Below are 26,016 nucleotides of genomic sequence, written 5' to 3'. Positions count from 1 at the left end.
ACGCATAGATCCGAAGAGCCCGTATTGCTGGCGCGGTCCACTCCTCTAGCGGCCTGTCGTTCTGGCAGTTCCGCTACGAAATCGTACGAACGCAAAATCAAGCCATCATCTGTTCGAGTACCTTGCGATACTGTGCAGGGCCAAATCTCTCGTCAGCTAGCGCGACTGCGCGGGACGCGATCTCGGAGAAGAGTTCAGGGGAAGAGTAGATGCGGTGAACCGTCTCGAGTGCGGTCTCAGGACCGGCGTACACACCAATGCCACCAAAGGTCGGAGCAAAGATCGGATCCAGAATCGGAACAGCTCCCGACGCTGCAGCTTCCAGGACCGACCGTCCGAATGCGTCGTACGCCTGACTGTGCTGATAGTAGACGAAGAAATCAAGCGACGAGAGGAAAGTCGGCACGGGAATCTCTGACGGGCCGTAGGTCAGCCATTGGCGCGGCGGCGACTTGAGGCCGAGGACACGAGTCGGCACCTTGGCGCCTCCCATGACGCGCACATCGAGGCTGCCGTCAGTCGGATAGACAGCGGAAAGGACCTCGGGCGATTCAGGCCACTTCATGGGGTCGTCTCGGGAGTGCCGACCTACGACGGGAACGCAGCTGCGATAGACCCTCCGATTCGTGCGCCACTCATCGACCCTGATAATGCCGGGTGAGTCGAAATCTGAAACTTCCAAATTCGGTGAAGCGAGCAGGAGCGCTTGACGAACGACGGGGCCCTGCGGAACCCAGACAGGATGGGCGCCAAACGTAGTCACTGCGTGAAGCGTGCATTGATCGGGTAGGTAGCGGATATCACTTCCGTCCCGCTCACTCGGTGCTTGGTTCGCCAAGACTACGAGGCGCTCAGTCTTGATTCGGCTTGTGACCGCAGGTGGGAACTGGAGGATCGGTGGGTACCGAAGAATCAAGAGTTGAGTATGCACCTCGTCGTCTTCGACGACCCGCTCAACCTCTCCCCGGAGCAGTAGATCTACGAGAGGAGCGCATATGTCCTCACCGCGGTGCGTCATGAAGCGGAACGCCTCGAGATGCAGTACTCCCACCCTCATGCCAGCTTGAGTAGCGACGCGCATCTCTTCAAGCATCGACTTCTGGGGTCCCCCAAACTTCCGCCAGTCACCCCCATAGATGACGTCAAAGCCCTGTTGACGCTTTGGTGCCCGATCAATGCGGAACCGCCGAGGAACTGCAGTAGCCGGGAGGCCGCTCCTCGCGTGCAGAGCCCCCAACTCATTGCTGCGGTGCCAACCCTCGTAGATCGAGCGAAATGCCGCACGCGCTGGATGATGCCAGCCGGCGCGGAAATCGGATCGCGAAAGTGAGGATGGGAGAATCCGGACGAACGCGAGCGGCAGCTTGATATCCGCAACTGCTCCACCTGTGTGCGCAACCAGACGCTTGTGGAATTCGCTGTCAGCGGCCTTACGTGAGAGCAGGAAGCCGCCGAGCTCGCGCGCGTCGCGAAGCCGAAACATCAGCGAAGAGGCGTTGGGCCGCAGCGGATGATATCCGGGTCTCTGCATCACCAGTTGCTCACTCGCGGTGAGGCAGTAGCTGCGCGAGGCAACGACATTGGCGTCCTTATCGAACGCGGTGATCTGGCGAGCGATTCTCTCCGGATGGGACCAGTCGTCGTCATCCTGGCACGTCACGAACGTACCCTGGGCAATGTCTAATGCGCTGTTCCTGGAAGCATAGGTTCCGCGGTTGGTCGCGTGGCGGACGATGCGAAGCCGTGGATCATGAAGCGATTCGCTGTCGACGACGCTCTCGACTTCGACTTCGCTCGCGTCGTCGACGACAATCAGTTCGAGGTTCTTCCACGTCTGGTCGAGGACCGAGCGCACAGCAGTGGTAAGTGCTTCTGGTGATGGGTTGAAAGTCGAGAGGATCACGGAGACGAGAGGCCCGTCCTGACCAATGGAACGTGACTGGGCTGGTGCCAAGGTGTGAAGCCCATCGAAGAGCGTCACTGCACCGGTGTCGACGCCGATCCTGCTGAGACCAGATGACTCACAAGGTCGATTCAGGCGCTCACGCCACTGTTCTACGTCTCCTTGCGAGGGTCGTAGCGCCGGATTGAAGAGATCCGTAACGAGGTATCCCCACTGGTGCTTTGCGAGGTCGGCCCAACCATTGAGAAGCGATCGGACCGATTCGTATTGCTGTGACTGGAACAAGAGCTCAACGTAAAGTTTCCGGTACCGGCGATGAAAACCACCACTCCTGCGCGGATCAAGACAGTGGCGAAATATCCTGATTGCGTCGGACTGGTCAGAGGCTCGGAGTTGTTGTAGGCCCAGTACGCGCGCCAAAGACAGTGCCCATTCGACGCGAAGACTGTCGCCGGCAGAAATAATCGCATCTCCGAACGCGGAGTTGATTGGGCGACCCGTCGCCAACTGCGAAAGCACCAATCGCGATTCAGGGGATCGCATCCGCAGTGCGGTGGCCTCGACTGCGAGCGGTCCCCTGCGTTCAGCGATCTCGCAGTAGTCGGCCACAAGATCCGACGCCGAAAGATTCTGGATGTCTCGCATTAGTCCTCCCCGTGCAAGATTAGCCAGCGTTGCGGGTTGCGCTTCTGCGCAGCACACCCAGGCGGCTCCCGCGCGTGTCAACTCGAGAAAAGTCCGGGAAGTCATCGGCCCATCTGCGGAGTATCTCCTGCTCATCAGGCCGGTCACAGTCATCCAGAGCGACTACCGCCTGTCGCGCGAGCGACTGCTCAACTGAGTAGATCGCAGGCATTCGCGCAAAGGTGCCCGTGCTCTTCGGAGGGCCGTCGACCAGGACCAAATCGTAGGGAGCCGACATGTCAACGTCGGTCATGTCGTACCATTTCTGATCCGTCTCGCCAATTTGCTGCACCGATAGACGGCAGTGCAGAAGTGTTACCACGTGCTCGAGGTTGTGGCTACGAAGATGCTTTCTCGTCTGCTCGAAGTAGTCGCGGTTGTGCTCCAAGGCGGTGAGATGGCCTCCGGTCCTTTCAAGCAAGTACCCCAGCCAAACCGTTGATGTACCACTTCCGAACTCCAGAACTCTGCGCGGAGCCGTCTCTTGAATGAGTTCGACAAGGTGGGCCAGCGACTGCGCGTCTAGTGCCCAATCGCCAGATGGAGGCAGCACCGCTCGTGGGCTGATCTGGCCCGACAGCCGGAAGAGAGCCTCAATTTCGGCCACCATCCGTGCCGAGGTGGCGTCAAGCGGCCCGCCTTGGCTGCCCTTCGCCCGCCGCGAGGCGGCCTGAGTCGTGTCGGCACAATCCTGCGGCTGGGCGGCGAGGGAGCGCAGGTCCCCAATTGACGCAAGCAACTCTCGCTGGAGCTCTTGAGGATCGGGTTCTTGCGGACTCAGAAGGTACTGCCTGATCTGGTCGAGCGAGCCGTGCAACCTACGTTCAGCGAGCTCGATGCGACTCTCGGGGTCAAGTGCAGCGATCGCGGCGTTCGTTGCTTCAACGAACTCTGATTGAACCTGAGCGTAGGCGTTGCTTGCCTCAGAGATGCGGGCATGAAGAGCGGAGACTTCCGCAAGAGAGTCACGCGCTCGGCTGTCAACAGTGGTGAGCAACTCGTTTATCCGTTGTTCACCCGCCTTGATCTCCTGAAGTGGCGTCGAGAAGAAATCATCAGAATTCAGTCTGCTGCCGAGATGATCGATGTCCGTACTGATTCGTTCGAGAGTTGAAATACTCCTTCTCTCGAACGCTTCGACCCGCATGAGGGTGTGTTCGACGGCGCGGCCTAGTTCGCCGATCTGCGATTTTGCTGCAAGGAGCGCCGCGTGGCGACCCCTTGCCTCCCTGAACGTCTGACGGTGGAGCTCCGCGCTGACTCCAATCCGGCGTCGCGTGTCGAGGACGAGCGCACCCAGCACGGTGGCGAAGATTGTAGCGGTTGCTAGGGCCGCTGCGTAGTATTCGAGAAGCACGAGCCCAGCCGAAGCTAGGGCGGTGACGCTCAAACCAGCGAGCTTTAGGCCTTCCCTTGAACGCATAGGTTCGTGTTCCTTTCAGATCTGCGGCTTGAACGGTACTATCGCATAAGACGTGACAGACGTTCTACGTGCGTGTGAAGACCGAAATGATCATGCGCGTACTGTTGCGCTCTTTCGGAAGCAAGTCCGTATGCCTTGGGATCGGCGTGAAGGTGTTCGACGAGTGCCCCGCACTCGGAAGGATGTGCGTATATCGCGGCCTCTCCGAAGGTTGGCTCGTACCGCTGGTCGACAATTGGAACCGTGCCGCTTGCAATCGCCTCGAGCACAGCGCGTCCAAACGCGTCAATTGCTCGGGAGTGCTGGTGATAAACGAAGAAGTCCAGCGAGCGGAGGAATTCTATCGCGGGAATCTCGTTTTTTGGGAACACCAACCACGCGGGTGGAATGCGCCGGAGGCCTAGTGTGGCCATGGGTGTCGCTGCACCTCCAAGCACGCGGACGTCGAACTCCCCCGACGTGGGATAGGCACTGAGTATGGAGGCACGATCTTCTGGCCATTTCATCGGGTTGTCCCGCGAATGGCGCCCGATCACCGGTCGGTCACTGCGCCGTTTGGTGCGAGAAGTGTGCCATCGCGCGGTGTCGATCACGCCAGGAAGATCGAACTCGATCAGATTCTCGTAGGGAACGTGTTCTCGAATCTGATCGCGCACCACCGGTCCTTGTGGAATCCAGAAGGCGTCGCTCTGAAATAATCGTTCGGCTGCCGAGTGGCAATCCGGAATCGAGTACCGACGATCGGAACCGTCAGCCTCGGTAGGCGCTTGGTTTGCAACGATTATCACCCTGCGGGCGCGAATGCGCGCAGCTGAAGCGGATGCGAACTGCATTGTTGGGGGGTACCGGACAAGGAGCAGTTGCGCCTCGACGTGGTCGTCGAGCTCGACCTGTGAGATGTCGCCAGAATTGAGCTTGTCTTGGACCACCGCGGAGAGTGGCCGAGCTTTTGTCGAGGCAAACCTTGCAACTTCGAGATTCAGGATCGCCGCAGTCATGCCTGCTCTTTGTGTCGCTTCGATCTCAGCAAGCATCGACTCTTGCGGGCCTCCGTGGCTCGTCCAGTCTCCCGCGTAGATGATGTCGTAGTGACGTACCGGCGCCGCGGGCGAAGCCAAGTGTGCTGGAACCTGAAATGGCAGCGCCTTCTCGGGCTGGATCTTCAGGTCGTGCGGAGAAGTCGAAGCGTGCCAGCGGGTGTAGGCAGACCGAAAAGACCGCCGTGCTGGGTGGCTCCAACCGGGCTTGAAGTCGCTGCGAGAAAGGGACCGAGGATTAACGCGAACGAATCCGGCTGGGTCAGTGAGCTCAGCAATCGATTCGCCTGTTGAGGCCTCGATTCGAAGTAGATATTCGGTGTCCGCGCCTTTGCGGGACGGTACGTAGGCGCCGATGTCGTCAATCACATGGCGTCGTAGGAGTAGAGATGAGGTATTTCTCTGGATGGCTGGGTATCCAGGGCGCGAGACTCGCATGCTCGGGCTAGCGAAGACTGCACGCGCAAGGACTGCGGGGGTCCGAGCATGAGTCTCGAGATGTCGCACCTGGCGTGTGATTCGCTCGCAATGGGACCAGTCGTCGGCGTCCTGCCCCGTGACGTAGTCCCCTCGTGCCTCCGTGAGCCCCAGGTTTCTGGCGACATAGGTGCCGCTGTTCTCGGGGAGTGTCAGTAGTCGCACCCGATCACGGTTGGCCACAAGGCGTCTAAGCGCTTCATGGCTCGCCTTGGTCGATCCGTCGTCGATGACAAGAATCTCGAGGTTGCGCCACGTCTGGCGTTCGATGCTGCGCAGCGAGTGATCCAGGTCGGGTATGTCTGGGTTGTAGGTTGTGATGATGACGCTGACCAATGGGCCGGATTTGGAGTCGCTGCTCGAACTGCAAAGCAAGTTGAACGGAGTGGTGCTGGTGCCTGCAAGATCGACCGCTTGGTCGCGCGCTCCGAAGAATATTCGGTTGAGCGTCGTAAGCCATGCCTTTCGGTCTGCGTACGGGCTAGGCGTGTAGGGATTAACTAGGTCGGCAAGGATGGGCAGATTCTTGGGATCAGTGGTGTCCAGGTGGTTTTCGAGGGTATTCCATGCTGCATGGAAGTCGTCTTCCTGGAGGCTTAGTTCTGCTAATAGCCTTGCGCTGCTCGAGTGGTCGCTGCTGGGCTTCGAGTGGATGAGGGTGTTGAGCAGATGTCGTGCCGTTTTGATGTCGTCCGTGTGGATCGCCTGTAGTCCCGTTACTCGCGCCAGGCGTCGTAGCCAGTCATGATCCTGGACAGTCGTCGCGAGATCGGGATTCGCCGCGATGTCTCGGTACAGGTAGCGGCCGCCGCTCGCGGCGCTGGCAAAGATGTCGCGTACGGTCAAGCTCTGAGATCGGAGAGCGAAGGCCTCGAGTGCGCGACGTCGGGTGCTGAACTTGCTCGCATAGTCGTCGAGGAGCTCTCTATACTCATCGGTTTCGCCGGTCAAGATCTTATCGCCTTTGGTTGAAGGTGGCCTTCAGGAGTTCCGGTGTCGTGCTCCCTGCTCCGTTCGCGTGACGCGGAGGTGCTCCCGTACCTGGGGGCTCAATGAGATGAACTGTGGTATCGAACCCTTCGCCGAACGCTTCTGCGAGAAGATCCGCGGCTGCTTCAGGTTGCCCCTTTGCGAGTTTCCACGCGTAGAGTCGGTATCGTCGCGCCACGTCCTCGGCGGTTCCGTCGATGACGAGTCTGCCCTTGTGAAGCCAGATCGCTCTGCTGCACTCTTCTTCGATAGTTTGGGCGGCGTGTGATACGAGAAAGACGGTTCCGGCTTCTTTGCGCATGGCATCCATGCGCGCCTTCGAGCGGTCTTTGAAAGCAGCGTCTCCTGTTGAGAGCGCTTCGTCGATGAGGAGGATGTGTGGCTGCATCGCCATGGCGATCGCGAATCGCAGGCGGGCGGCCATGCCTGACGAGTAGGTCTTCATCGGAAGGTGGATCGCCCCTCCGATGTCCGCCAGCTCGACGATCGTGGGCAGGGCTTCGCGAGCCTCATCTGGGCTCATGCCCATGGCGAGGCAGCCCAGATGGACGTTCTGCGCCCCTGACAGCTCCGGGAGGAGCGCAGCGTTGACGCCGAGCAGCACCGGGGTGCTGCTCGCGAACACCGAGCCCCGCATGGGGCGCTCCAGCCCCGCGATGATCCTCAGCAAGGTGCTCTTGCCGGAACCGTTCAAACCGACCAGGCCGATCGACTCCCCGGCACGGGCCACCAACGACACACCTGCGACGGCGCGAACCAGCACCGACGGGAACCGGCCGATCATCCGCCGGCCGATCCTCTCGGGACGCCTCATCTTTGCGGCGGCATCGCTGGAGGCCACGTTGTACCGGACGTGGATGTCCTTCACCGCAACCGTCACATCAGGTTGCCCCCACGAGTGGCTATAGAGATCCATAGCGTTCCTCTCCTCGCCAGAAGAAGATCATGCCGCCCACGCTCGTGACGACCGTCCACGCCGTCAGGACCACCCAGGAGTGCACCGACGGCGAGACGCCGTACAGCAGGACGTCGCGGCTCATGTCCAGGACCAGGAACATCGGGTTGTAGCCCATCGCCTCGTACAGCCACGGGACCGACTCGAACCGCTCCCTCGCGAAGAACACCGCCGAGGAGTACAACCAGAACCTTGTCAGTACCGAGATCAACTGGTTCAGGTCGGGGACGTGGACCGTCACGCGTGCCGCTACCAGCGCGAGACCGAACGCGAACGCGAACTGCATCGCCAGGATCACCGGGAACAGCGCCCACCGCCAGGTGATCACCTCGGTCGGTGGCAGCAGGAGGATCAGCGCCATCATGACCCCCAGCACGGGGATGAAGCTGATCGCCTCCCGTGTCACCACCGCCACCGGCAACGCGGCCCGGGGGAACGTGAACGCCTTCATCAGGTTGCGCCCCGACGTCAGCGATGACGCACCTGCGCTCAAGCACCGGCTGGTGAAACGGAACAAGAAGACGCCGATCAGCAGGTACCCCAGGAAGTTCGGGATTCCCCGCTGCGTGTTCAGGATGATTCCGAAGATCGTGTAGTAGGCCGCGCCGTCGAGGATCGGGCGCAGCACCAACCACAACATGCCCAGCACCGTGCCGGCCGAGCCGCTGATGACCCGTCCGCGAGCATCCGCGCGGATGAAGTGCCGGCGGCCCCACAGCTTGCGCAGGTACTCGCCGAACGGTGGACGCCGGTACACATGGCCCAGGTCGTCCAGGTGGACGACCTCATGCAGCACCGGCCGTCCCGTCCGGGCCTTGGACCGGCGGTCCACTTCCGGGGCCTCGGCCTCCTGCGATGACCGCCTCATACCCGCACCCCCAGGTCCTCGTACAGCACCCGGTACGTCTGCCCGGCGGATGCCCAGGTGCGCCCGGACGCGAACGACCGCCCTGCGGCGGCAAACCTGAGCCGGTCGTCGTCGCTGAGCATCAGCCGTTGGAGCGCAGCCGCCCATCCAGCCACGTCACCCGCAGGGACGGGTAGACCCGTACCGGGTGCGGTCACCAGCTCGCGCAGCGCAGGCAGGTCGCTCACGACCACCGGTCGCTCGAGTGCCATCGCCTCGACGGGCTTCAATGGGGTCACCATCCGGCACACGCGCACGTCATGCCGTGGGACGGCGAAGACGTCCAGGGCCTTGTGCCAGTCCCGGGCCCGGTGCCGGTCCACCCGGCCGGGGAACACGGCGTGCTCACCCAGCTCCAGGGAGTGCGCCAGCCCGACCAGTGAAGGCCGGGACACTCCATCACCTGCGAGGCACACGCGCACATCGACGTCCCGTCGACGAAGGGCGGCCACCGCCTGCAGCAGCGTCTCCAGGCCCTCGTAGTCCACGAGGCTGCTGACGGTCCCGACCCAGAACCCGTCGCGTGGCAGGCCCAGGTGCTCCCTGGCGTCAGCGGGCTCCACCCGCTCGGCGGTCAGGAGCGCCTCGTCCACACCGTTCGGGACGACCGTGATGCGGTCGGTGGGCACACCGCGGCCCACGAGGTCGGCGGCGAGGGTCTCGCTCAACGTGACCACGTGATCAGCCGAGAGCGCCGCCTCGGTCTCCCGCTCCCGGGACAACCGGTAGTACTCGCTGTCCGCAGCGTCGTCCTGCCCGGCCGCGGTCCGTCGCGCCACCCAGGAGTCCTCGAGCAGTCCCCGTACCTCGTACACCCACGGCAGGCCCGTCCGGGCCGCGACCGCGCGGGTCACCCACGCGTTCGGGTGGTGGGTCGTGGTGTGCAGCACGGCGGGGCGGTGCTCGCGCACCAGGGCCTCGACCATCTCGACCTGGCGCTGCAACCGTCCCGACTCCGTCCTCGGCAACCTGCCGGGGAGCAACCGGTGGTACGTGACCCCGTCGACGACGTCGCGGTGGCGTGCCGCCACAGCGCCCACCGTCACCGGGTACCCGAGGCGCGTCGCCGCCACGACCCGGATCCCGGCAGCGGCCTGCGCCCGCAGCACCGCGTGGCTGCGTGCCGCGTACCCGCTCTGGGTGTGCGGCAGGGAGTTCACCAGCACGTGCAACGCCGACAACCCTGCGGGCCGGACCGGCCCGTGCCCACCGGTGCGCCCCCGTTTCTGAGCCGGCGTCCGTCCCTGCAGCTGGGCCAACGCGTCGGCGTACCGCCGTCCCAGGGCGTCGTCGCCCCCCAGCACCTCGACCGCAGCCGTCAGGTGACCGTGGGTCCACGCCGACCGGGCCACGGTCCGTGGGGCCGCGTGCGCACCGGGCTCCACACCCAGCTGGACCGCGAGCTCGTCCGACACCCGCCGCACGGCCCTGGTCCTGGGTGTGGCCCGGTCCAGGTGCTCGCGCGCCTCCGCGGGGCGGTCGGCCAACCACGCCGCCACCGCGTGACGAACAGGACCGGCACCCGGCCCGCCCACCAGGCGGGACAGGGCCCGGACCCGGGGTAGGCGCCGTGCGGTCTGCAGGGCGAACAGGAACGGGTCCTCCACCAGGTGCGCCACGGCGGTGGAGCCCACCAGGCTCGCGTTCACCACCAGCTCGCGCGCACGCCGCGCCTGCCCGCTCATGCGGTGACCTCGTGCAGGAGCCTCAGGTACTTCGTGGCGAGAACGTCGTAGTCGGTGTGCTCCCGCGCCCACAGCTGCCCCAACGGTGAGACGACGCGTCGTGCCGGGTCTGTCGCGAGCTCCTCCCACAGGTCCGCCAACGCTGTCGGGTCCTGCGGGGGCACCACGTCACCGCCGCCTGCGCCACGCACGATCTCGGCCGCCTCACCGGCCAACGCCCCGGTGACGTGCCTGCCGGTGGCCATGCACTCGTACAGCTTGGACGGCACCGTCCAGTGGAACGGTGGCCAGTCGCGCAACGACACCAGCAGCGTGTCCGCCCACCTGAAGTGGTCGAACACGTCCTCGCGTGGCACCGGCCCCCAGATCGTCGTGGGTGCGCTCAGGCGGTCGGCCAGGTCGGTGAGGTACCCCAGGTCGGCTCCCGGGCCCACGATCCTGAGGTCCACCGCGACGCCGCGTCCCTTCAGGATCGCGCTGGCCTTCACCGCGGCGGCCAGGCCCTGGCTCCGGCCGACCGTCCCCAGATACAGGACCCGGAAGGGCGAGGCGTCGTCCGGTCGCGCTCCCAGGTGCGGGATCTCCTCCAGGTAGGCGCCGTTGCGCACCACCTCGACCCTCTCCACGCCGCGGTCCTCGAGCACCCCCGCGAACGCCTCCGTGGTCGTGACGACGGCCGCGGCGTCGCGCTGGACCCGGGTCATGGCCCGGTGGATCTGGGTGGTCATCAGGCGCTTCCACCCTGACCTGCCGATCACCCCGGCAGGTTCGATCAGGTCCGGCCACGCGTCCCGCATCTCCACCACCAGGGGTGCGCGGACCGCCCGCCGCAACGCCACTCCTGCGCCGATCGAGGGGATCCCGGGCACCGTGGCGATCACCACATCGGGGTGGTCGCCGTTGCGCAGGTGCCTCATGCCGCGCAGCACCGAGTCGCCTGCCGCCACGCACTGGTCCAACGACCGGGACACGAGGGTCGGGCCGTGCTCCCGGAACCGCACCCGCACCACGCGCTCACCGTGCTCGCCCACACCGACCGCGCCCGGCCGGTGCTCGGGCGGAAGGTCCTCGGCGCGCCCGCTCGGGTAGTGCGGGGGAGGGGTCAGCACCGTCACCCGGTGCCCGGCCGCCACGAACCGGGGGACGAGTGCACCCCACCGGCGTTGCGGTGCACCGACCTCGGGGGAGTAGTGATGGGTCACCAGGGCCACGTGCATCTCAGGTGTCACCCCCGAGCCGCCAGGCGGGCAATACCGCCCAAAACGCCCACCGGAGGTTGGGGGGTGAGCACGTCGGTCTGCGCCGGACGTCACTCACACCTCGAGCCTTCCTGGGCTTGCCGCGACCGGGGGCGGGCACGACAACCGGTCAAGAGTAGTGCTGTGACAGCAGTGCCGGGAGCGCGCACGCGCCGCGCCGCCCGGTTCGTCACCATTCGCACCCGCCTCGGGGCGGTCCGGCGGGTGTGATCAGGCGGGGGGCTAGCATGTGGCCCAGCCTGCTGCGCGTACGGCCGGGGGGTGCGCATCGTCCGCGCAGCCGTCGTGGGCGTCCAGGCGCTGCTCCGACGTCCGCGGCATCTGAGGGAGAGGCGACAACCATGAAGATCGCAATCGCAGGCACCGGCTACGTAGGGCTGTCCAACGCGGTCATCCTGGCCCAGCACCACGACGTGTGGGCGGTGGACATCGACCAGGCGAAGGTCGAGAAGATCAACCGCCGTGAGTCCCCGATCGTTGACCCCGAGCTCGAGCAGTACCTCGCCGAGCAGCCGCTGTCCCTGGTCGCCACCACCGACCGTGACGAGGCCTACCGCGACGCCGAGTTCGTGGTCATCGCCACGCCCACCGACTACGACCCCGTCACCGACCGGTTCAACACCAGCTCGGTGGAGTCCGTCATCGGTGACGTCCTGGCCGTGAACCCGGCCGCCGCCATGGTCATCAAGTCGACCGTGCCCGTCGGGTTCACCGCCCGCATGCGCATGGAGCACCCCCGCGCCACCATCGTGTTCTCCCCCGAGTTCCTGCGCGAGGGGCGCGCCCTGTACGACAACCTCCACCCCTCACGCATCGTCGTGGGCGACCGCACCGAGATCGGCAAGCGGTTCGCCGACCTGCTCCTGGAGGGCGCCGTCACCAAGGACGTGCCCGTCCTGCTCACCGACCCCACCGAGGCCGAGGCGATCAAGCTGTTCGCCAACACCTACCTGGCGCTGCGGGTCGCGTACTTCAACGAGCTCGACACCTACGCCGCGCTGCACGGGTTGTCCTCGGCGCAGATCATCGAGGGTGTGGGCCTGGACCCGCGCATCGGCACCCACTACAACAACCCCTCGTTCGGGTACGGCGGGTACTGCCTGCCCAAGGACACCAAGCAGCTGCTCGCCAACTACCGTGAGGTCCCGCAGAACCTCATCGCCGCCGTCGTCGACGCGAACACCACCCGCAAGGACTTCATCGCCGCGGACATCCTGCGCAGGTCCCCCCGGGTCGTCGGGGTCTACCGGCTCATCATGAAGTCGGGGTCGGACAACTTCCGGGCGTCCTCGATCCAGGGGATCATGAAGCGCATCAAGGCCAAGGGTGTCGAGGTGATCGTCTTCGAGCCCGGCCTGGACGGCGAGGACTTCTTCAACTCCGAGATCGTCCGCGACCTGGCGGAGTTCAAGTCGCGTGCGGACGTCATCATCACCAACCGCCAGGCCGACGACCTGGCCGACGTCCCCGAGAAGATCTACACCCGGGACATCTACGGGCGTGACTGACCCCCGGGGCGACCAGGTGCGGGTCGCCGTGTACGGCTCGTGCGTCAGCCGCGATGCCGTCGAGTACCTCGACGCCGACCGGCACCAGCTGGTCACCTACGTCGCCCGTCAGTCCGTCATCAGCGCGTTCTCCGACCCCGTCGACGACCTCGACGTCTCGCACGTCGAGTCGCCCTTCCAGCGACGCATGCTCAACGGCGACGCCGAGGGCAACCTCATGGAGCGGCTCAGCGGGGCTGAGCCGGACGTCGTCCTGTGGGACCTGACCGACGAGCGTCTGGGTGTCCTGCGATCACCCCACGGGGAGTACCTCACCCGCAGCGTCGAGCTGATCGGCTCGGGGATCGACACCGACCTGCAGGACACCTGGGAGCTCATCGAGTTCGGCACCGACGAGCACTTCGCCCTCTGGGCCCGGGCCGTGGCCAGGTTCGCCGCCGCCCTGCGGGCTGCCGATCTCATCGACAAGGTCGCGCTCGTGCGCGTGCCCTGGGCCACCAGGTCGACCGACGGCGGCATCCCGCCCCACCCGTTCGGCCACCGCCCCGTCGTGGTGAACCGCAGGTACCACCGCTACTACCGGCACCTGGCCGGTGTGCACCCCTGGAAGCAGGTGCGGGTGCGGGCCTGGTTCGCGAAGGCCGACCCCGACCACCAGTGGGGACACGCCCCGTTCCACTACCACCCGGCCACCTACCACGCGATGTGCGCACGGATCGAGACCCTGACGGACCGGCTCCCGCCCGGCTCCGGCTGAGCGCGAGCGGTGAAGGTGCAGGTCAGGGCAGCCTGACCTTGCTGGAAGTCACTGTCAGATTCGCCTACCGTCGAGGGCATGGACACCGTCGGTGCACACCCGGGACGCCTCGACCACGCTGCTGACCCTGCACCCGAGCCCGTGCCGCCTGCACCCCGCAACGGCCTCAAGGCCCGCCTCAACTGGTTGCGGGCCGCGGTGCTCGGCGCGAACGACGGGATCATCTCCACCGCCGGGCTCGTCGTGGGCGTCGCCGCCGCCACCACCGATCGCACCGCCATCCTCATCGCCGGAGTCGCCGCACTGGTCGCCGGTGCGGTGTCGATGGCCCTCGGGGAGTACGTCTCGGTCTCCAGCGCCCGCGACACCGAACGTGCGCTGATCGCGGAGCGACGCCGGGCCCTGGCCGAGGACCCCGACCTCGCGCTCGCCGAGCTCGCGGCCCTCTACCGCGCCAAGGGCCTGGAAGCCGGTACCGCACGTGCCGTCGCCCGCGAGCTCACCGACCGTGACCCCGTCCTGGCGAGGCTCGAGGTCGAGCACGGCCTGGACCCCGACGACCTCACCAACCCCTGGCACGCGGGCCTGGCCTCAGCGGTCGCGTTCGTCGTCGGCGCCGCGCTGCCCCTGGTCGCCATGACCTGGAGCCCTGCCGAGAGCCGCATCCCCGTCACCGTCGGCGCGGTGATGCTCGCCCTGGTCGTCACCGGGTCGCTCAGTGCCTGGTTCGGCCGTGCCCGCCGTGTGCGTGCGGTGGTGCGCCTGCTCGTCGGGGGAGCCCTCGCGATGGCCATCACCTTCGCGATCGGGGCCGCCCTCGGCATCGCAGTGCACTGAGGTGCACTGAGGTGCACTGAGCGGCCGCGACCGTCTTCGTGCCACTCCTCCGGTCGCGGCCGGGCCCGAACCTGCCTAGCGTCACTCCCTGTCAGCACACCGCCCGGTGATCACGAGGAGTGCCATGAGCGAGGAGCCCGGCAGCCAGACCGCGACCGGCAAGAGCCAGGCCCCGGCGCCGGACCACCCCGCGAAGCCGACCTCGCCCACCCGCATCACCAAGCCGTCGTGGAAGTACGTCCTGGGGCGCACCGCGCGGGAGTTCACCAAGGACCAGTCCACCGACAGCGCGGCCGGGCTCACGTACTGGGCTGTCCTGGCGCTGGCGCCCGCGGCGCTGGCGGTGGTGTCCGTCCTCAGCCTGTTCGGTGACAGCCGCCAGATCATCGAGGACGCCATCGCCGAGGCCGGTGGGGCGCTCCCCGACGACGCGGAGAGCCCGCTGAACCAGGTGCTGGACGCCGTCACCCAGCAGGACAACGCCGGGTTCGCGCTGGTCACCGCACTCCTGGTCGCGCTGTGGTCGGCCTCCGGGTACGTCAACGCGTTCGGCCGTGCGATGAACCGCGTGTACGAGGTCGACGAGGGCCGGCCCATCTGGAAGCTGCGCCCCGTCATGCTGGTGATCACGTTCGTGGTCCTGCTGCTCGTCGTCCTGATCTGCCTGGCGCTGGTGCTCACCGGGGGAGTGGCCGAGGCGCTCGGCGGTGCGGTCGGGTTGTCCGCCCAGGCGGTGACCATCTGGGACCTCGCGAAGTGGCCTGTCGTGGCGGCACTCGCCGTGGTGATCGTCGCGATCCTGTACTACGCCACCCCCAACGTGCGGCAGCCCCGGTTCCGGTGGATCAGCGTGGGGAGCGTCGTCGCGCTCGTGGTGTGGGCGCTCGCCACCTTCGGGTTCGGCTTCTACGTGGCGAACTTCGGCAACTACGACGCGACCTACGGTGCGCTCGCCGGTGTCGTGCTGTTCCTGCTGTGGCTGTTCCTCACCAACAACGCCCTGCTGTTCGGTGCCGAGCTCGACGCCGAGCTCGAGCGGGGGCGGCAGCTCCAGGCCGGCATCCGCGCCGAGGAGACCATCCAGCTGCCCCCGCGCGACACCAAGGCGAGTGAGAAGAAGCACACCAAGTACGCCGAGGACGTCGCCACCGGCCGCACCTTGCGCCTGACCGAGGGCGCGAGCGACGGCGGCGACGTCACCACCAAGGACTGACACACCCCCTCACCGGAAGGAGCCCCACACCCATGGAGCACTACACGATCGCGACGGTCGCCCAGCAGAGCGCCGACTTCAGGCGCGTGCTGTGGACCGGCAAGCACTCCCAGCTCGTCATCATGACGATCCCCCCGGGTGGTGAGATCGGGGAGGAGGTCCACGACGACATCGACCAGATCCTGTCGTTCGTCTCCGGGACCGGCGAGGCCGTCGTCTCCGGCGAGAAGCGCAAGGTCGCCCAGGGAGACCTGGTGGTGGTGCCCGCGGGTCGTACCCACAACTTCGTCAACACCGGCGAGAACCCCCTGATCCTCTACACCGTCTACGGGCCCCCCGAGCACGCCGACGGTGCGGTGCATGCCACCAAGGAAGAGGCTGACGAGGCCGAGGAGTCGGGCGCGGACGAGCCGCCCACGGCCTGACCGCCTCCCACCAGGGCCCTCAGGAACGTCGGGCCACACCGACCAACCTGGGGGTCCTGGCGCGGTAGGCCTCGTACGCGGGGCCGAACCGGGCCAGCAGCCGCTGCTCCTCACCGCGGGTCTTGGCCAGCAGGACCGCGAGCAGCGCAGACCACGCCACCAGCGGCTCGGGCCTGCGCCGCAGCAGCACCCACCCCGCGGTGGCGACCAGCAGGCCCCCGTACACGGGGTGCCGGCTGACCGCGTACGGGCCGTCGACGAGGAGGTCGATGTCCTCGTGCGGTTCGACCCGAGGGGTCAGGCGCGTCCCGTGCAGCGCCGCGGCCACTACCGAGAACCCCCCGCCCGCGAGCATGAGGGTGAGCGCGACTGCGCGGACCGCCCGCTGCGCCGGCCACCGCGAGGGGCCCGGCCACAGCAGCGCCCCGACGGCAAGCGCCTGTCCGACGACGTACCGGTCGATGTGCTCCCGCATCATGCGTCTCCCTCGTGGCCCGTGGTGCTGACCTGTCCAGCATGGGCCGAGGTGCGGACCGGCGACACCCGGCGCACGCTGGACGCAGGCCGGCACGAGCACCGGCACCACCACCAGGAGGACGACGTGCCCAAGGACGACCACGGCCCGGGCGCTCGTCCATGCTGCTCAGCCGTGCGCGGTGGTCGTCAGGACCTGGGCGACCTCGTCCAGTGCACCGGGAACCAAGGAGTAGTAGGCCCAGATCCCACGCTTCTCCCGCTGCAGCAGGCCGGCGTCCACCAGGGTCTTCAGATGGTGGGAGACGGTGGGCTGGGAGAGTCCCAGGGGCTCGGTCAGGTCGCACACGCACGCCTCGCCACCGTCCCGGGACGCCACCAGCGACAGCAGTCGTAACCGTGCGGGGTCGGCGATCGCCTTGAGCAGCCGCGCGAGGTCGGCGGCCTCCTGCGCCGCGAGCGGTGCGCGCACCAGCGGCGCGCAGCACGACGACGCACGCGTGGTGGTGCCCGGTGAGGTGCTCATGCGCTCATCCTCTCGCGAACCCGAACTCATCGACCGATATAGATATTGACACAAGTCGATCGAAGGTGCAGAGTTCCTGCTGTCAGTACAGATCGATGGTTGTCTATGAAGGGTGTGTGGTGGTCATGGGCGGGGTCGAGGCCGACGGGCGGGTTCAGGAGGTGCGCGACCGGTATGCCGCTGCGGCGCGCGCGGCATCCGGCGGTGCTGTCGCCGAGCGGGTCGGGCGGGGCTCGGGCGGGTGCTGCGAGCCCGACGCGCCCCGGGAGTTCGGTGCGGGGCTCTACGAGGGGGGCGTCGAGGGCCTGCCTGAGCAGGCGGTCCTCGCCAGCCTCGGGTGCGGCAACCCGACGGCGGTCGCCGAGCTGCGGGAGGGGGAGCGCGTGCTCGACCTCGGGTCCGGCGGTGGGATCGACGTCCTGCTGTCCGCGCGCCGGGTGGGTCCGACCGGGTTCGCCTACGGGGTGGACATGACCCCGGAGATGCTCGAGCTCGCGCGCGCCAACGCCGAGCAGGCCGGTGCGACGAACGTGGAGTTTCTCGCCGGGCGCATCGAGGAGGTGCCGTTGCCGGACGCGAGCGTGGACGTCGTGATCTCCAACTGCGTGATCAACCTCTCCGTCGACAAACCTGCGGTGCTGCGAGAGATGTACCGGGTCCTGGCACCCGGCGGTCGCATCGGCATCTCCGACGTCGTGGCGGAGGGCCGGTTGACCCCCGAGGACCGGGCTCGCCTGGGGGACTTCGCCGGGTGCCTGTCCGGAGCGCTCTCGCGAGGGGAGTACCTGGACGGCCTGCGGGCAGAGGGGTTCGCAGAGGTGGAGGTCCGCTTCACCCACGAGGTGCGCCCGGGTCTGCACGGGGCGGTCGTCCGAGCCGTCAAGCCCGCGCCGGACCCCGACTGAGCCCGTGCGCAACACTCATTGCGCAACAGGCCTTGCGCAATGAGTGTTGCGCATTCTACGGTGGGGGCGTGGCCGAGGAGCAGCGCACGATCACCGACCCCGCGAGGATCCGCGCCCTGGCGCACCCCCTTCGCCTCGACCTCCTCGCCCACCTGGACGAGGTGGGCGAGGCGACCGCGACGGAGTGCGCACGGACGACGGGCGAGACGGTCGCGAACTGCTCCTTCCACCTGCGGTCGCTGGCCAAGGCGGGCTTCATCGAGCCCGCAGAGCCACGGGGCAGGGAGCGGCCGTGGCGCCCGGTGGACCGGGGCGGACGTCGACTGGACTTCGAGCCGGGCGACCCCGCCTCGGCCCGCGCCGTGGAGGAGCTGGCGAGCCTGAGCGTCGCGCGCGAGGCCGATCGCGTCCGCGCGTTCCTGTCGTCCACCCACGACCTGCCCGAGCAGTGGGAGGGGACGGTCACCGTGACCACCTCGTCCTTCTGGGCGACCGCCGAGGAGATGCGCGAGCTCGTCGACACCGTCGCCGCCCTGACCGACCGCTTCGCCGGGCGTCACCACGACCCGGCACTACGCCCGCCCGGCGCCACCCGTGGTCGCCTCTTCGCCACCGTCAACCCCGACGAGATCCCGTCGGAGGACTGACGTGAGTCCACCCGGCCCAGGAGGGCGCGGGACGCCGCACCTCCGCCCGACAGGAGCACCGACATGACCACCATGACCGTCGACACCCGCACGTTCCGGTTCCGTCTGCCCGTCCTGCTGCTCGGGCGACTCCGCGGGACGCTCGTCGTGGAGCTCACGGAGAAGTCCGTGCTGCGCATCGAGCGCAGGGAGGCGCGGGCCCGGCCGGGTCGCCTCGCGCACCAGCAGGCCGTCGACGCCGTCGAGGGGCACCGTACGGCTGCGGTCGCTCAGCGCATGGGCGCCGGCTTCTGACGGGGCGACCACCGGGGTTCGGTGTGCCGGACCACCCACAGGGACACGCCGGTCGCGAGCACGGCCGTGACGCCCGGCACCCACGCGCCCAGGCCGGCGGCCACCACACCGCTGACCCCGAGGCCGATCACCACGACCCGCCGACTCACCCCGACCGCTCCCGCGTACAGCAGTCCCAGGCCGGTCACGAACGCGGTGGCCGCCATGATGGGGACGAGCGCGAGGAGCGCCCCTTCACGCAGGACCGCGTCGAACGCGTCACCGGCCGACTCCTCGCCGGGTGCGAACCCGCTGGGCATCACGACCCACGGCACCCACAGCACCGCCCCCGCCATGCCGCCCAGCAGCAGCGCGGACCCCAGGAGCCGGGTGGAGGTGCGACGCCCCGGCTCTGCCCGACCCTCCGGTGGCGGGGGTGCCCGGTGGACGCGGCGACCGACACGACCGTCAGGTCGTCGGGGGAGCCGGCGCCACGTCGTCGGGGAGGGCATGCGGCCACGGTAGAGGACGAACCGGACTAATGGGAGGCCTCGCGGTGTGCGGGGGACAGGCCCGGGACTGAAGGTCCCGCACCAGGGCCGGTGGTCGGCGCCACAATCAGGGGATGGGAAGCAGTGCGACCACGCACCGGGCGCTGGCCTCTGAGAGCCGCGTCCGCATCCTGCACCTGCTCCAGGAGCAGACCGCGCCGGTGGGTGTCGATGCCATCGCCGGGCACGTCGACCTGCACGTCAACACCGTGCGTGAGCACCTGGACCGACTCGTGGAGTGCGGTTACGTGCGCACCTCCGTGGAGGTCCGCAACCGGCGCGGGCGGCCCCGGATCCTGTACAGCGCGGCCGACGACTCACCCGAGGAGGTCGCCCGCCAGGCGGTCCGCGACAAGGTGACCCGGCTGCTCGCCGAGGGTTACGGGCGCGTCGTCGAGCAGCCGGGTCTGGCCGCTCAGGCTCATGGCAAGGCGTGGGGAACCACCGCGTGCCCCGGGCTGCCGGACGGGCGGCGCGCACCCCTCGGCGGTGAGGGGGCGGCAGCGGGCCAGCTCCAGGCCCTCCACAGGCACCTGGACGAGCTCGGGTTCGACCCCACTGTCGACGTCGAGCGCCTGCAGGTCCACCTGCACCGGTGTCCGGTGCTCGACCTCGCTCAGGTGCGGGCCGACGTCGTGTGCAACGTGCACCTCGGGCTCGCGCAGGGACTGCTGGCCCAGCACCCGGGCCCGTTGCGCGCCGAGCGCATCGACCCCGCACGGATCACCCCCGCCGGGCCCCTGACCTGCACGCTGCACCTCACCCAGGGCTGACCACCGGCTCCTCAGGGGGGTCGACCACGTCGATGACACCGACGTACATGCCCATCGAGCACGAGTAGTGCATCCGCCCTGCGGCCGTGGGCGTGAACTCGATCGTGTTGGCCCCTGGCTCCAGGAGCAGCACCTGGTTGACGCCCATGGCCGGGGCGTACAGGGCACTCGCGCAGCTCGCGGACGTCGACTCGATCTCCCAGCGCACCGGGGTCCCGGCCACGACGGTGGCCTGGGCCGGTTCGTAGCCGTTGACCACCTGCACGGTGCGCAGCACCTGCACGTCACCTTCCATCACCGAGTCGACCGCCGAGCCCGCTGCCGCCGGTGCGGTCCACGAAGGCGCCAGCACCGTCAGCGCGCCCGAGACGTTGACCGCGGCGAACGCGAGCACGGCGACTCCGGCGAACCGGAAGAACCTGGGCGCGAACGCCCCGCGGGCGGCGGCCGCAGCACCCCCGACCCCGAGCAGCCCGGGCGCGGTCCCCAGGGCGAACAGGGCCATCACGACACCGGCGCGCACCGCGTCGCCCGTGGACAACGCGTACAGCTGCACCACCTGGGTGAAGCCGCACGGCAGCAGGAACGACGCCGCACCCAGTGCCGCGGCACCACCGTCGTGGTACCTGCCCCCTCTGGAGTCCAGGCCCAGGCGGGTGGCCACCGATGCGGGCAACGAGGGGGTCAACCTGGACAGCCGTGGGGACACCGACGTCAGCTGCAGGCCGATCGCGACCATCGCGAGTGCGACCACCAGTGTCATCAGGGCCAGGGCGCCACCGGTGACCTGGACCGCCGATCCCACCACGCCCAGGCCGGCGCCGAGCACGCCGAACCCGACCACCCGGCCCAGGTTGAAGGCCAGGTGCGGGCGCAACCGTTCCCACGGCCCGGCCTGCGGGTGGCGCTCGGCGTGGCGTGCCGAGACGGCGAGCACCAGGCCACCCACCAGCGCCATGCACGTCGACAGGCCGGCCGCGAGGCCGAGCAGCACCGCGACGACCAGGCCACCGGACCCCACGTCCAGCCCGCCGGCGAGCTCGTCCAGGCCCGCGGCCGTGGCCACTGCCGCGAGCAGGGCGACGACGACAGCCGCGACGGCGACGTCACGCCACACGGCCCGGTCACGTGACAGCCACGCCCGCTCCTCGTCCCCGACCCGGTACCCGGCCTTCTCGATCGCGGCGACGAGTCGGGCCCGGGGGATGTCGGCACTGGTGGTCACCGTGGCGCGGCCCCGGGAGGCCGAGACCGAGACCTGGTCCACGCCGGGGACCTTGCGCAACGCCTTGCCCACACGTACCTCGCACGCGCGGCACGTCATGCCTGTGATCGGGACCGTCGTCGGCATCGTCTGCTCCTGCTCCGGGGTACGCCCACCGTGACCCCGCGCAGAACTGTATGTTCCCTGCCTGGGAGCAGCCTGGGACCCCGTACCCATGTATGGTGCCCCCGGGCCCTGCGGCCCCTGACGAGGGAAGACGACGGGCGGAGGTGGTGCACCATGCGCGACCTGCCTTCCAGTACCGCCCCGTCGCCTCCCGGCCCTGGCACCTGAGGCAGGGTTCCCCCGGCCGGTCGGCGACGGACACCGTGCGTGCTGCGCATCCCCCGCCCCCACGGCCCTAAGGACCTCCCGTGCCTGAGTCCCTCGAAGAGCTCGTCGAGTCCAACGACCTTCTCGGCGTGCGCGCCTGGCTGGACGACCAGGCGGCGCACGTGATCGCTGACGCCCTGGCCCGCATGGACCACGTGGCGGCCGGTGTGCCGTTCCGGCTGCTCGACAAGGACAAGGCGCTGGAGGTGTTCGAGGAGCTCGAGCCCGTCGACCAGCAGGCCATCCTCGGGGGGCTGCGGGACCAGGCGTTCCGCGACCTCGTGGAGTCCATGGACCCCGACGACCGGGCACGCATGCTCACCGAGGCTCCCGCCAAGGTCGCCCAGCGCGTGCTCGCGGGCCTCTCGGTGCGCGAACGCCAGATGACCGCCCACCTGCTCGGGTACCCCAGCGGGTCCGTCGGCCAGACGATGACGCCCGAGACGGTGCCCCTGCCGTTGCAGGTCTCGGCGGGGACCGCCCTGCAACGGGTCCGTGACCGCGGCCACCACGCCGAGACCGTGTACGTGCTGCCGATCGTCGACGCCGGACGGCGCCTGGTCGGCACCGTCGAGCTCCGGGACCTGGTCCTGAGCCCGGCGGACACCCCGCTGGCCGACATCGTCGTGCGGGACGTGCCGTTCGCGCACGCCACCGACCCGGCCGAGGACGCGGCCAAGCTCATGCGTGAGACCAACGTGCTGGCGCTGCCCGTGGTGGACAGCGAGGACCGTCTGGTCGGTCTGCTGACCATCGACGACGCGATCGAGATCATCGAGGCGGCCGACACCGAGGACGTCGCCCGGCAGTCGGGCTCGGCCCCGTGGGCCGGGCACTACATGGCCGTCAGCGTCTGGCAGCTCGCCCGGGCGCGTGCCCCGTGGCTGCTGCTCCTGATCGTGGCGTCGGTGCTGACCGTCAACGTCCTGCAGGTGTTCGAGACGACGCTGGAGAACGTGACCGCGTTGGCGCTGTTCATCCCGTTGCTGGTGGGAACCGGGGGCAACGCCGGTGCCCAGTCCGCGACCTCGGCCGTGCGTGCCCTGGCCGTCGGTGAGCTGCGGGGCAGCGACCTCGCGGCGGTGATCTGGCGCGAGTCCCGGGTCGGGTTGCTGCTCGGGGCGATGCTGTCGGTGGTCGGCCTGGTCGTCGGCTCGATGCTCGTGGGTGGTGACATCGCCCTGGTCGTCGGCCTGTCGCTGATCGTCATCTGCGCCTGGGCCGCGACCGTCGGTGCCACGATGCCGCTGCTGGCGAAGCGCCTGCGGATCGACCCCGCGGTCGTCTCCGCCCCGATGGTCACCACCCTGGTGGACGCGACCGGACTGATCATCTACTTCCTCATCGCCCACGCGGTGCTCAGCCTCTGAGTCCGGGCCCCGGACGCAAGTGCGCCCCCCGCTCCGTGAAGGAGCGAGGGGCGCCACGGCAGACGTCTCACCCGCACAAGGTGTGGCGCCGCACCACCGGCATCTGCCGCCCGACGCTCTCGCGTCGGATGAGGGGGTCGCGACACCATAACCCGGTCATAAGCGCTTCGCATCCTCTGCGCAAAAGTTGCGCCACGTTCGTCACGCTATGCCTAAGTGGTTCACGCGCAGAGTGGGTCAGGTGGGCGCCCCTCGCCGTGCGGCACCCGCCGAGGTCCCCCAGGATGGCGGCATGGCGCAGACCCGGGACCACGCAGACGCACCGCCGACCACCAGCGACCTCGTCCGGCAGGCCGTGGTGCTCATCGGGTCGCTGGTCGCGATCGCAGGAGCGTTCTGGGGCTCGGGAGCGTTCGGCGGTCAGGAGCAGGACCAGGTCGGCGACGGTGCGCTCGCGGCCGACGCCACGCACGTCGCGCCCGGCTCCCCGGCTTTCTCGATCTGGTCGGTCATCTACACCGGGCTCCTCGCCTACGCGATCTGGCAGGTGCTCCCCGCCCAGCGGGCGGACGCACGTCAGCGTCGCACCGGGTGGTTGGTCCTGCTGAGCATGGTCCTCAACGCCGCATGGATCACCGTCGTCCAGCTCGACCTCATCGAGCTGAGCGTCGTCGTGATCGTCGCCCTGCTCCTGACCCTGGTCCTGCTGCTGCTCCGGCTGGAGGAACGGCGCCCCGCGACCGCCGTGGAGGCCGTGGTCCTGGATGGGACGGCCGGCCTGTACCTGGGTTGGGTGTCCGTGGCCACGGTCGCCAACACGGCCGCCGTCCTGGCGGCCGCCGGGTTCACCGAGCTCGGGCTCGGCCCCGAGGTCTGGTCCGTCCTGGTGCTCGCCGTCGCCGCGCTCGTCGGGGTCGGCCTGGCCATCCGCACCCGCGGTCGGCTGGCGATCGGCGCGGCCATGGCCTGGGGCCTGTCCTGGATCGCGATCGCTCGCACGATCGGCGCGCCCGAGTCCACCGTCGTCGCCCTCGCGGCTCTGGTCGCGGCGATCGTCGTGGTGGGCGCCACCGTGGTGACGCGCCTGCGCCGGCCCGACCCGTTCGCCCTGCCCGGCCGCTGAGGGCCGGGTCAGAGGTAGCGCAGGGGGTCGAACTCCTCGAGCGGGATGATCCGCAGGCGCGGCAGCTCCACGTTGAAGGCGTGGACGTGGTGCTCGAGGTCGAAGATCTCCAGTCCGCCGTCGACCAGCTGCTGCAGCGAACCGCTGATGAGCTCCTCGAAGCCGAGCAGACCCACCCTGCGGTCGGGGCCCAGGAGCTGTGCGACGTACGGCGCGAAGTCCCCGTCGTGGCTGGCCAGGAGTACGTCGCCCGGCCGGTCCAGCAGCGCCTCGATGGTGCGCTGGATGCCGATGTCGACGACCTTCTCGTGCGAGGAGCCCGCCAGCGGGATGGGCCGGAACCCGATCGCGGTCAGGGCCTGGACGAACGACATCGGCATGGTGCCGTGGGAGGCGTTGAGGAAGAACAGGCCCTTGACCTCGGCGCCGCCCCACTGCTCGCGCGCGAAGCTCAGGACCCGCTCCCACCGGGGGCGCTCCTCCGGCGCAGGGCGGGCGTTGAGGATCGACCCACCGAGGGTCGCGTCGATGTTCTCGCCGTCGACCAGCACGTAGGTGGTCCGTCCCGTGGGGTCGGCGGTCGTTCCCTCGTGCGTCGTCGTCATGACCTCAGCGTAGTTGCTGCGTCCGTACCCACCCGCAGGTCGCCTCGCCGGGCGGGATGCTGGGCCCGAGGTCCGGTTGGGGCCAGTATGGGAGGTGACGGTGCGCGGAGGTCGCGCACGGAGGCGACGAGAGGGCTGACTGCCGGTGGTCACGGAGCAGGGGAGTGCTCGACGCTGGTTCGTCAGGCTCAGCTCTGCCGGGACCGGGACGCTGCGCAGGCTCGCCGTCCGCGGGAACCTCTCGATGGGGGCCGTGATCGCGCTCGCCCCGTCCCTCAGCCCCCGGCCGGGGGAGGAGCACGTCCTCTACTACGGTGTGGCCGGGGTGCTGGCGGCCGCCGCCCTGGTTCTCACCCGTGGGCGCCGGTGGCACCCGGGTGCCATCACCCTGCTGGCGATCGGTACGCCCACCGTGGCCATCCTCGTGCTCCTGAGCCTCAGCACGATCGCCGGCGTGCTACCGATCCTGCTCATCTGGTCCGCGCTCACCACCGCCTACTTCGGTACCCGTGCCTCCACGCTGGGCCTGCTGGTCGCGCTGGGCGCGGGGTTGGCCCTGGCCGTGGTCGTCTCGCCGGACCCACGGCTCTCGGCGTTCAGCTGGGTGGTCACGATGGTGGCGTGCTCGTTGTGCGCCGTCAGCGTGCGGGTCATCGCAGAGCGGGGTGACAGGTTCCTCCGGTCCTTGGACGACACCGCCCGCCGTGACGCCCTGACCGGCCTGCTGAACCGGCGCGGTTTCGACGACAGCCTGTCCGACCTGTGGCTCGAGCACACCTCGCTCACCGTCACGTTCTACGACCTGGACCACTTCAAGGCCGTCAACGACACCCACGGCCACGAGGCCGGTGACAAGGTGCTCCAGGCGTTCGCGCGCGTGCTGCGCGACCACGTCCGTGACGTCGACGTCGTGGCCCGCACCGGTGGCGAGGAGTTCGGTGTGGTCATGCCCGCTGTCGACGGTGTCGTGGCCCTGGACCGGGCCGAACGCGTCGTCGACGTGCTGCGCAGCACGCCGGTGCCGACCCGGGGCGCGGTCCTGCGGTGCACCGTCAGCGCGGGCGTCGCGGTGCGGACGGGTCGCCACCGCTCCGCCGCGGAGCTGCGCCGGG

24 protein-coding genes are annotated in these 26,016 nt (G+C 68.4%); 12 read left to right on the top strand and 12 right to left on the bottom strand.

The features are described 5' to 3' along the window. Positions 1-97: 97 nt before the first annotated feature. From N869_RS16860 to N869_RS04115, 7 genes are all read right to left on the bottom strand, one after another. Entirely contained in the window at positions 98-2,548 is a 2,451-nt protein-coding gene (locus N869_RS16860) for a glycosyltransferase family 2 protein (RefSeq protein ID WP_198025956.1), read from the bottom strand. Between the two features lie 19 nt (positions 2,549-2,567). Then, positions 2,568-3,977 carry a class I SAM-dependent methyltransferase gene (locus N869_RS16395; protein WP_198025955.1) on the bottom strand — a complete coding sequence of 470 codons (1,410 nt, stop codon included), beginning with the start codon at positions 3,975-3,977 and terminating at the stop codon, positions 2,568-2,570. Between the two features lie 71 nt (positions 3,978-4,048). Further along, complete coding sequence (locus N869_RS16855) at positions 4,049-6,370, bottom strand: glycosyltransferase (RefSeq protein WP_198025954.1); 2,322 nt, start codon at positions 6,368-6,370, stop codon at positions 4,049-4,051. 109 nt (positions 6,371-6,479) lie between these two features. Then, complete coding sequence (locus tag N869_RS04130; RefSeq protein ID WP_084136403.1) at positions 6,480-7,430, bottom strand: ABC transporter ATP-binding protein; 951 nt, start codon at positions 7,428-7,430, stop codon at positions 6,480-6,482. After that, positions 7,417-8,337 (bottom strand): ABC transporter permease, encoded by a 921-nt coding sequence (locus tag N869_RS04125; RefSeq protein WP_198025953.1) that lies wholly within the window; start codon positions 8,335-8,337, stop codon positions 7,417-7,419. Before N869_RS04125 ends, N869_RS04130 begins: the two co-directional genes overlap by 14 nt. Continuing rightward, positions 8,334-10,061, bottom strand: coding sequence for a glycosyltransferase family 4 protein (locus tag N869_RS04120; protein WP_035058238.1), 1,728 nt, complete (start codon positions 10,059-10,061; stop codon positions 8,334-8,336). Before N869_RS04120 ends, N869_RS04125 begins: the two co-directional genes overlap by 4 nt. Then, the gene (locus N869_RS04115) at positions 10,058-11,278 is read right to left on the bottom strand and encodes a glycosyltransferase family 4 protein (protein ID WP_035058236.1); all 1,221 of its coding nucleotides are present in this window, start codon (positions 11,276-11,278) and stop codon (positions 10,058-10,060) included. The genes N869_RS04120 and N869_RS04115 overlap by 4 nt, the downstream gene beginning before the upstream one ends. A gap of 383 nt (positions 11,279-11,661) precedes the next feature. On the opposite strand from N869_RS04115, the gene N869_RS04110 reads away from it, so the two are divergent. The 5 genes from N869_RS04110 to N869_RS04090 all read left to right on the top strand — a co-directional run bounded on the left by N869_RS04110 (position 11,662) and on the right by N869_RS04090 (position 16,060). Then, complete coding sequence (locus tag N869_RS04110) at positions 11,662-12,828, top strand: nucleotide sugar dehydrogenase (RefSeq protein ID WP_035058233.1); 1,167 nt, start codon at positions 11,662-11,664, stop codon at positions 12,826-12,828. Then, positions 12,821-13,585 (top strand): DUF6270 domain-containing protein, encoded by a 765-nt coding sequence (locus N869_RS04105; RefSeq protein ID WP_052104955.1) that lies wholly within the window; start codon positions 12,821-12,823, stop codon positions 13,583-13,585. Before N869_RS04110 ends, N869_RS04105 begins: the two co-directional genes overlap by 8 nt. A gap of 78 nt (positions 13,586-13,663) precedes the next feature. Then, positions 13,664-14,422 carry a VIT1/CCC1 transporter family protein gene (locus N869_RS04100; protein WP_052104954.1) on the top strand — a complete coding sequence of 253 codons (759 nt, stop codon included), beginning with the start codon at positions 13,664-13,666 and terminating at the stop codon, positions 14,420-14,422. Positions 14,423-14,546: 124 nt separating this feature from the next. Then, the gene (locus N869_RS04095; protein WP_035058231.1) at positions 14,547-15,635 is read left to right on the top strand and encodes a YihY/virulence factor BrkB family protein; all 1,089 of its coding nucleotides are present in this window, start codon (positions 14,547-14,549) and stop codon (positions 15,633-15,635) included. Positions 15,636-15,667: 32 nt separating this feature from the next. Continuing rightward, the gene (locus N869_RS04090; protein WP_035058228.1) at positions 15,668-16,060 is read left to right on the top strand and encodes a cupin domain-containing protein; all 393 of its coding nucleotides are present in this window, start codon (positions 15,668-15,670) and stop codon (positions 16,058-16,060) included. A gap of 19 nt (positions 16,061-16,079) precedes the next feature. Here N869_RS04090 and N869_RS16390 read toward each other — a convergent pair whose 3' ends face one another. Together N869_RS16390 and N869_RS04080 are read right to left on the bottom strand one after the other, a co-directional pair. Beyond that, complete coding sequence (locus N869_RS16390) at positions 16,080-16,538, bottom strand: methyltransferase family protein (RefSeq protein WP_156968336.1); 459 nt, start codon at positions 16,536-16,538, stop codon at positions 16,080-16,082. Between the two features lie 165 nt (positions 16,539-16,703). Continuing rightward, positions 16,704-17,060, bottom strand: coding sequence for an ArsR/SmtB family transcription factor (locus N869_RS04080; RefSeq protein ID WP_035058226.1), 357 nt, complete (start codon positions 17,058-17,060; stop codon positions 16,704-16,706). Between the two features lie 95 nt (positions 17,061-17,155). On the opposite strand from N869_RS04080, the gene arsM reads away from it, so the two are divergent. The 3 genes from arsM (at position 17,156) to N869_RS04065 (ending at position 18,906) form a co-directional block, all read left to right on the top strand. Next, a complete protein-coding gene (gene arsM / locus N869_RS04075; RefSeq protein WP_232229601.1) occupies positions 17,156-17,965 on the top strand; it encodes an arsenite methyltransferase in 810 nt (269 codons plus the stop codon). Between the two features lie 68 nt (positions 17,966-18,033). Continuing rightward, positions 18,034-18,612, top strand: coding sequence for a helix-turn-helix domain-containing protein (locus N869_RS16385; RefSeq protein WP_052104952.1), 579 nt, complete (start codon positions 18,034-18,036; stop codon positions 18,610-18,612). A gap of 63 nt (positions 18,613-18,675) precedes the next feature. Beyond that, positions 18,676-18,906: a hypothetical protein gene (locus N869_RS04065; RefSeq protein WP_035058223.1), complete on the top strand. Its 231-nt coding sequence runs from the start codon at positions 18,676-18,678 to the stop codon at positions 18,904-18,906. Here N869_RS04065 and N869_RS04060 read toward each other — a convergent pair. Beyond that, positions 18,882-19,397: a hypothetical protein gene (locus N869_RS04060; RefSeq protein ID WP_035058220.1), complete on the bottom strand. Its 516-nt coding sequence runs from the start codon at positions 19,395-19,397 to the stop codon at positions 18,882-18,884. The genes N869_RS04065 and N869_RS04060 overlap by 25 nt on opposite strands. A gap of 113 nt (positions 19,398-19,510) precedes the next feature. Here N869_RS04060 and N869_RS04055 point away from each other — a divergent pair, with 113 nt between their 5' ends. After that, positions 19,511-20,209 (top strand): helix-turn-helix transcriptional regulator, encoded by a 699-nt coding sequence (locus N869_RS04055; RefSeq protein WP_052104951.1) that lies wholly within the window; start codon positions 19,511-19,513, stop codon positions 20,207-20,209. Here N869_RS04055 and N869_RS04050 read toward each other — a convergent pair. Then, entirely contained in the window at positions 20,196-21,560 is a 1,365-nt protein-coding gene (locus tag N869_RS04050; RefSeq protein ID WP_035058216.1) for an urease accessory protein UreH domain-containing protein, read from the bottom strand. The two genes, N869_RS04055 and N869_RS04050, sit on opposite strands and share 14 nt — an antisense overlap. 287 nt (positions 21,561-21,847) lie before the next feature. On the opposite strand from N869_RS04050, the gene mgtE reads away from it, so the two are divergent. Then, positions 21,848-23,176 (top strand): magnesium transporter, encoded by a 1,329-nt coding sequence (gene mgtE / locus N869_RS04045; protein ID WP_035058213.1) that lies wholly within the window; start codon positions 21,848-21,850, stop codon positions 23,174-23,176. Positions 23,177-23,468: 292 nt separating this feature from the next. Next, positions 23,469-24,299, top strand: a complete 831-nt coding sequence (locus tag N869_RS04040; RefSeq protein WP_035058209.1) for a tryptophan-rich sensory protein — start codon at positions 23,469-23,471, stop codon at positions 24,297-24,299. 8 nt (positions 24,300-24,307) lie between these two features. Here the strand turns inward: N869_RS04040 and N869_RS04035 are convergent, their stop codons facing one another. Beyond that, positions 24,308-24,904 (bottom strand): NYN domain-containing protein, encoded by a 597-nt coding sequence (locus N869_RS04035; protein WP_052104950.1) that lies wholly within the window; start codon positions 24,902-24,904, stop codon positions 24,308-24,310. Between the two features lie 145 nt (positions 24,905-25,049). On the opposite strand from N869_RS04035, the gene N869_RS16380 reads away from it, so the two are divergent. Then, positions 25,050-26,016: GGDEF domain-containing protein (locus N869_RS16380; protein WP_156968334.1), on the top strand; the 967-nt coding region annotated here is incomplete at its 3' end.

The organism is Cellulomonas bogoriensis 69B4 = DSM 16987 (genome assembly GCF_000767165.1).
GTDB classification, from domain to species: domain Bacteria; phylum Actinomycetota; class Actinomycetes; order Actinomycetales; family Cellulomonadaceae; genus Actinotalea; species Actinotalea bogoriensis.
This window is presented reverse-complemented; position numbering and strand designations above follow the sequence as displayed.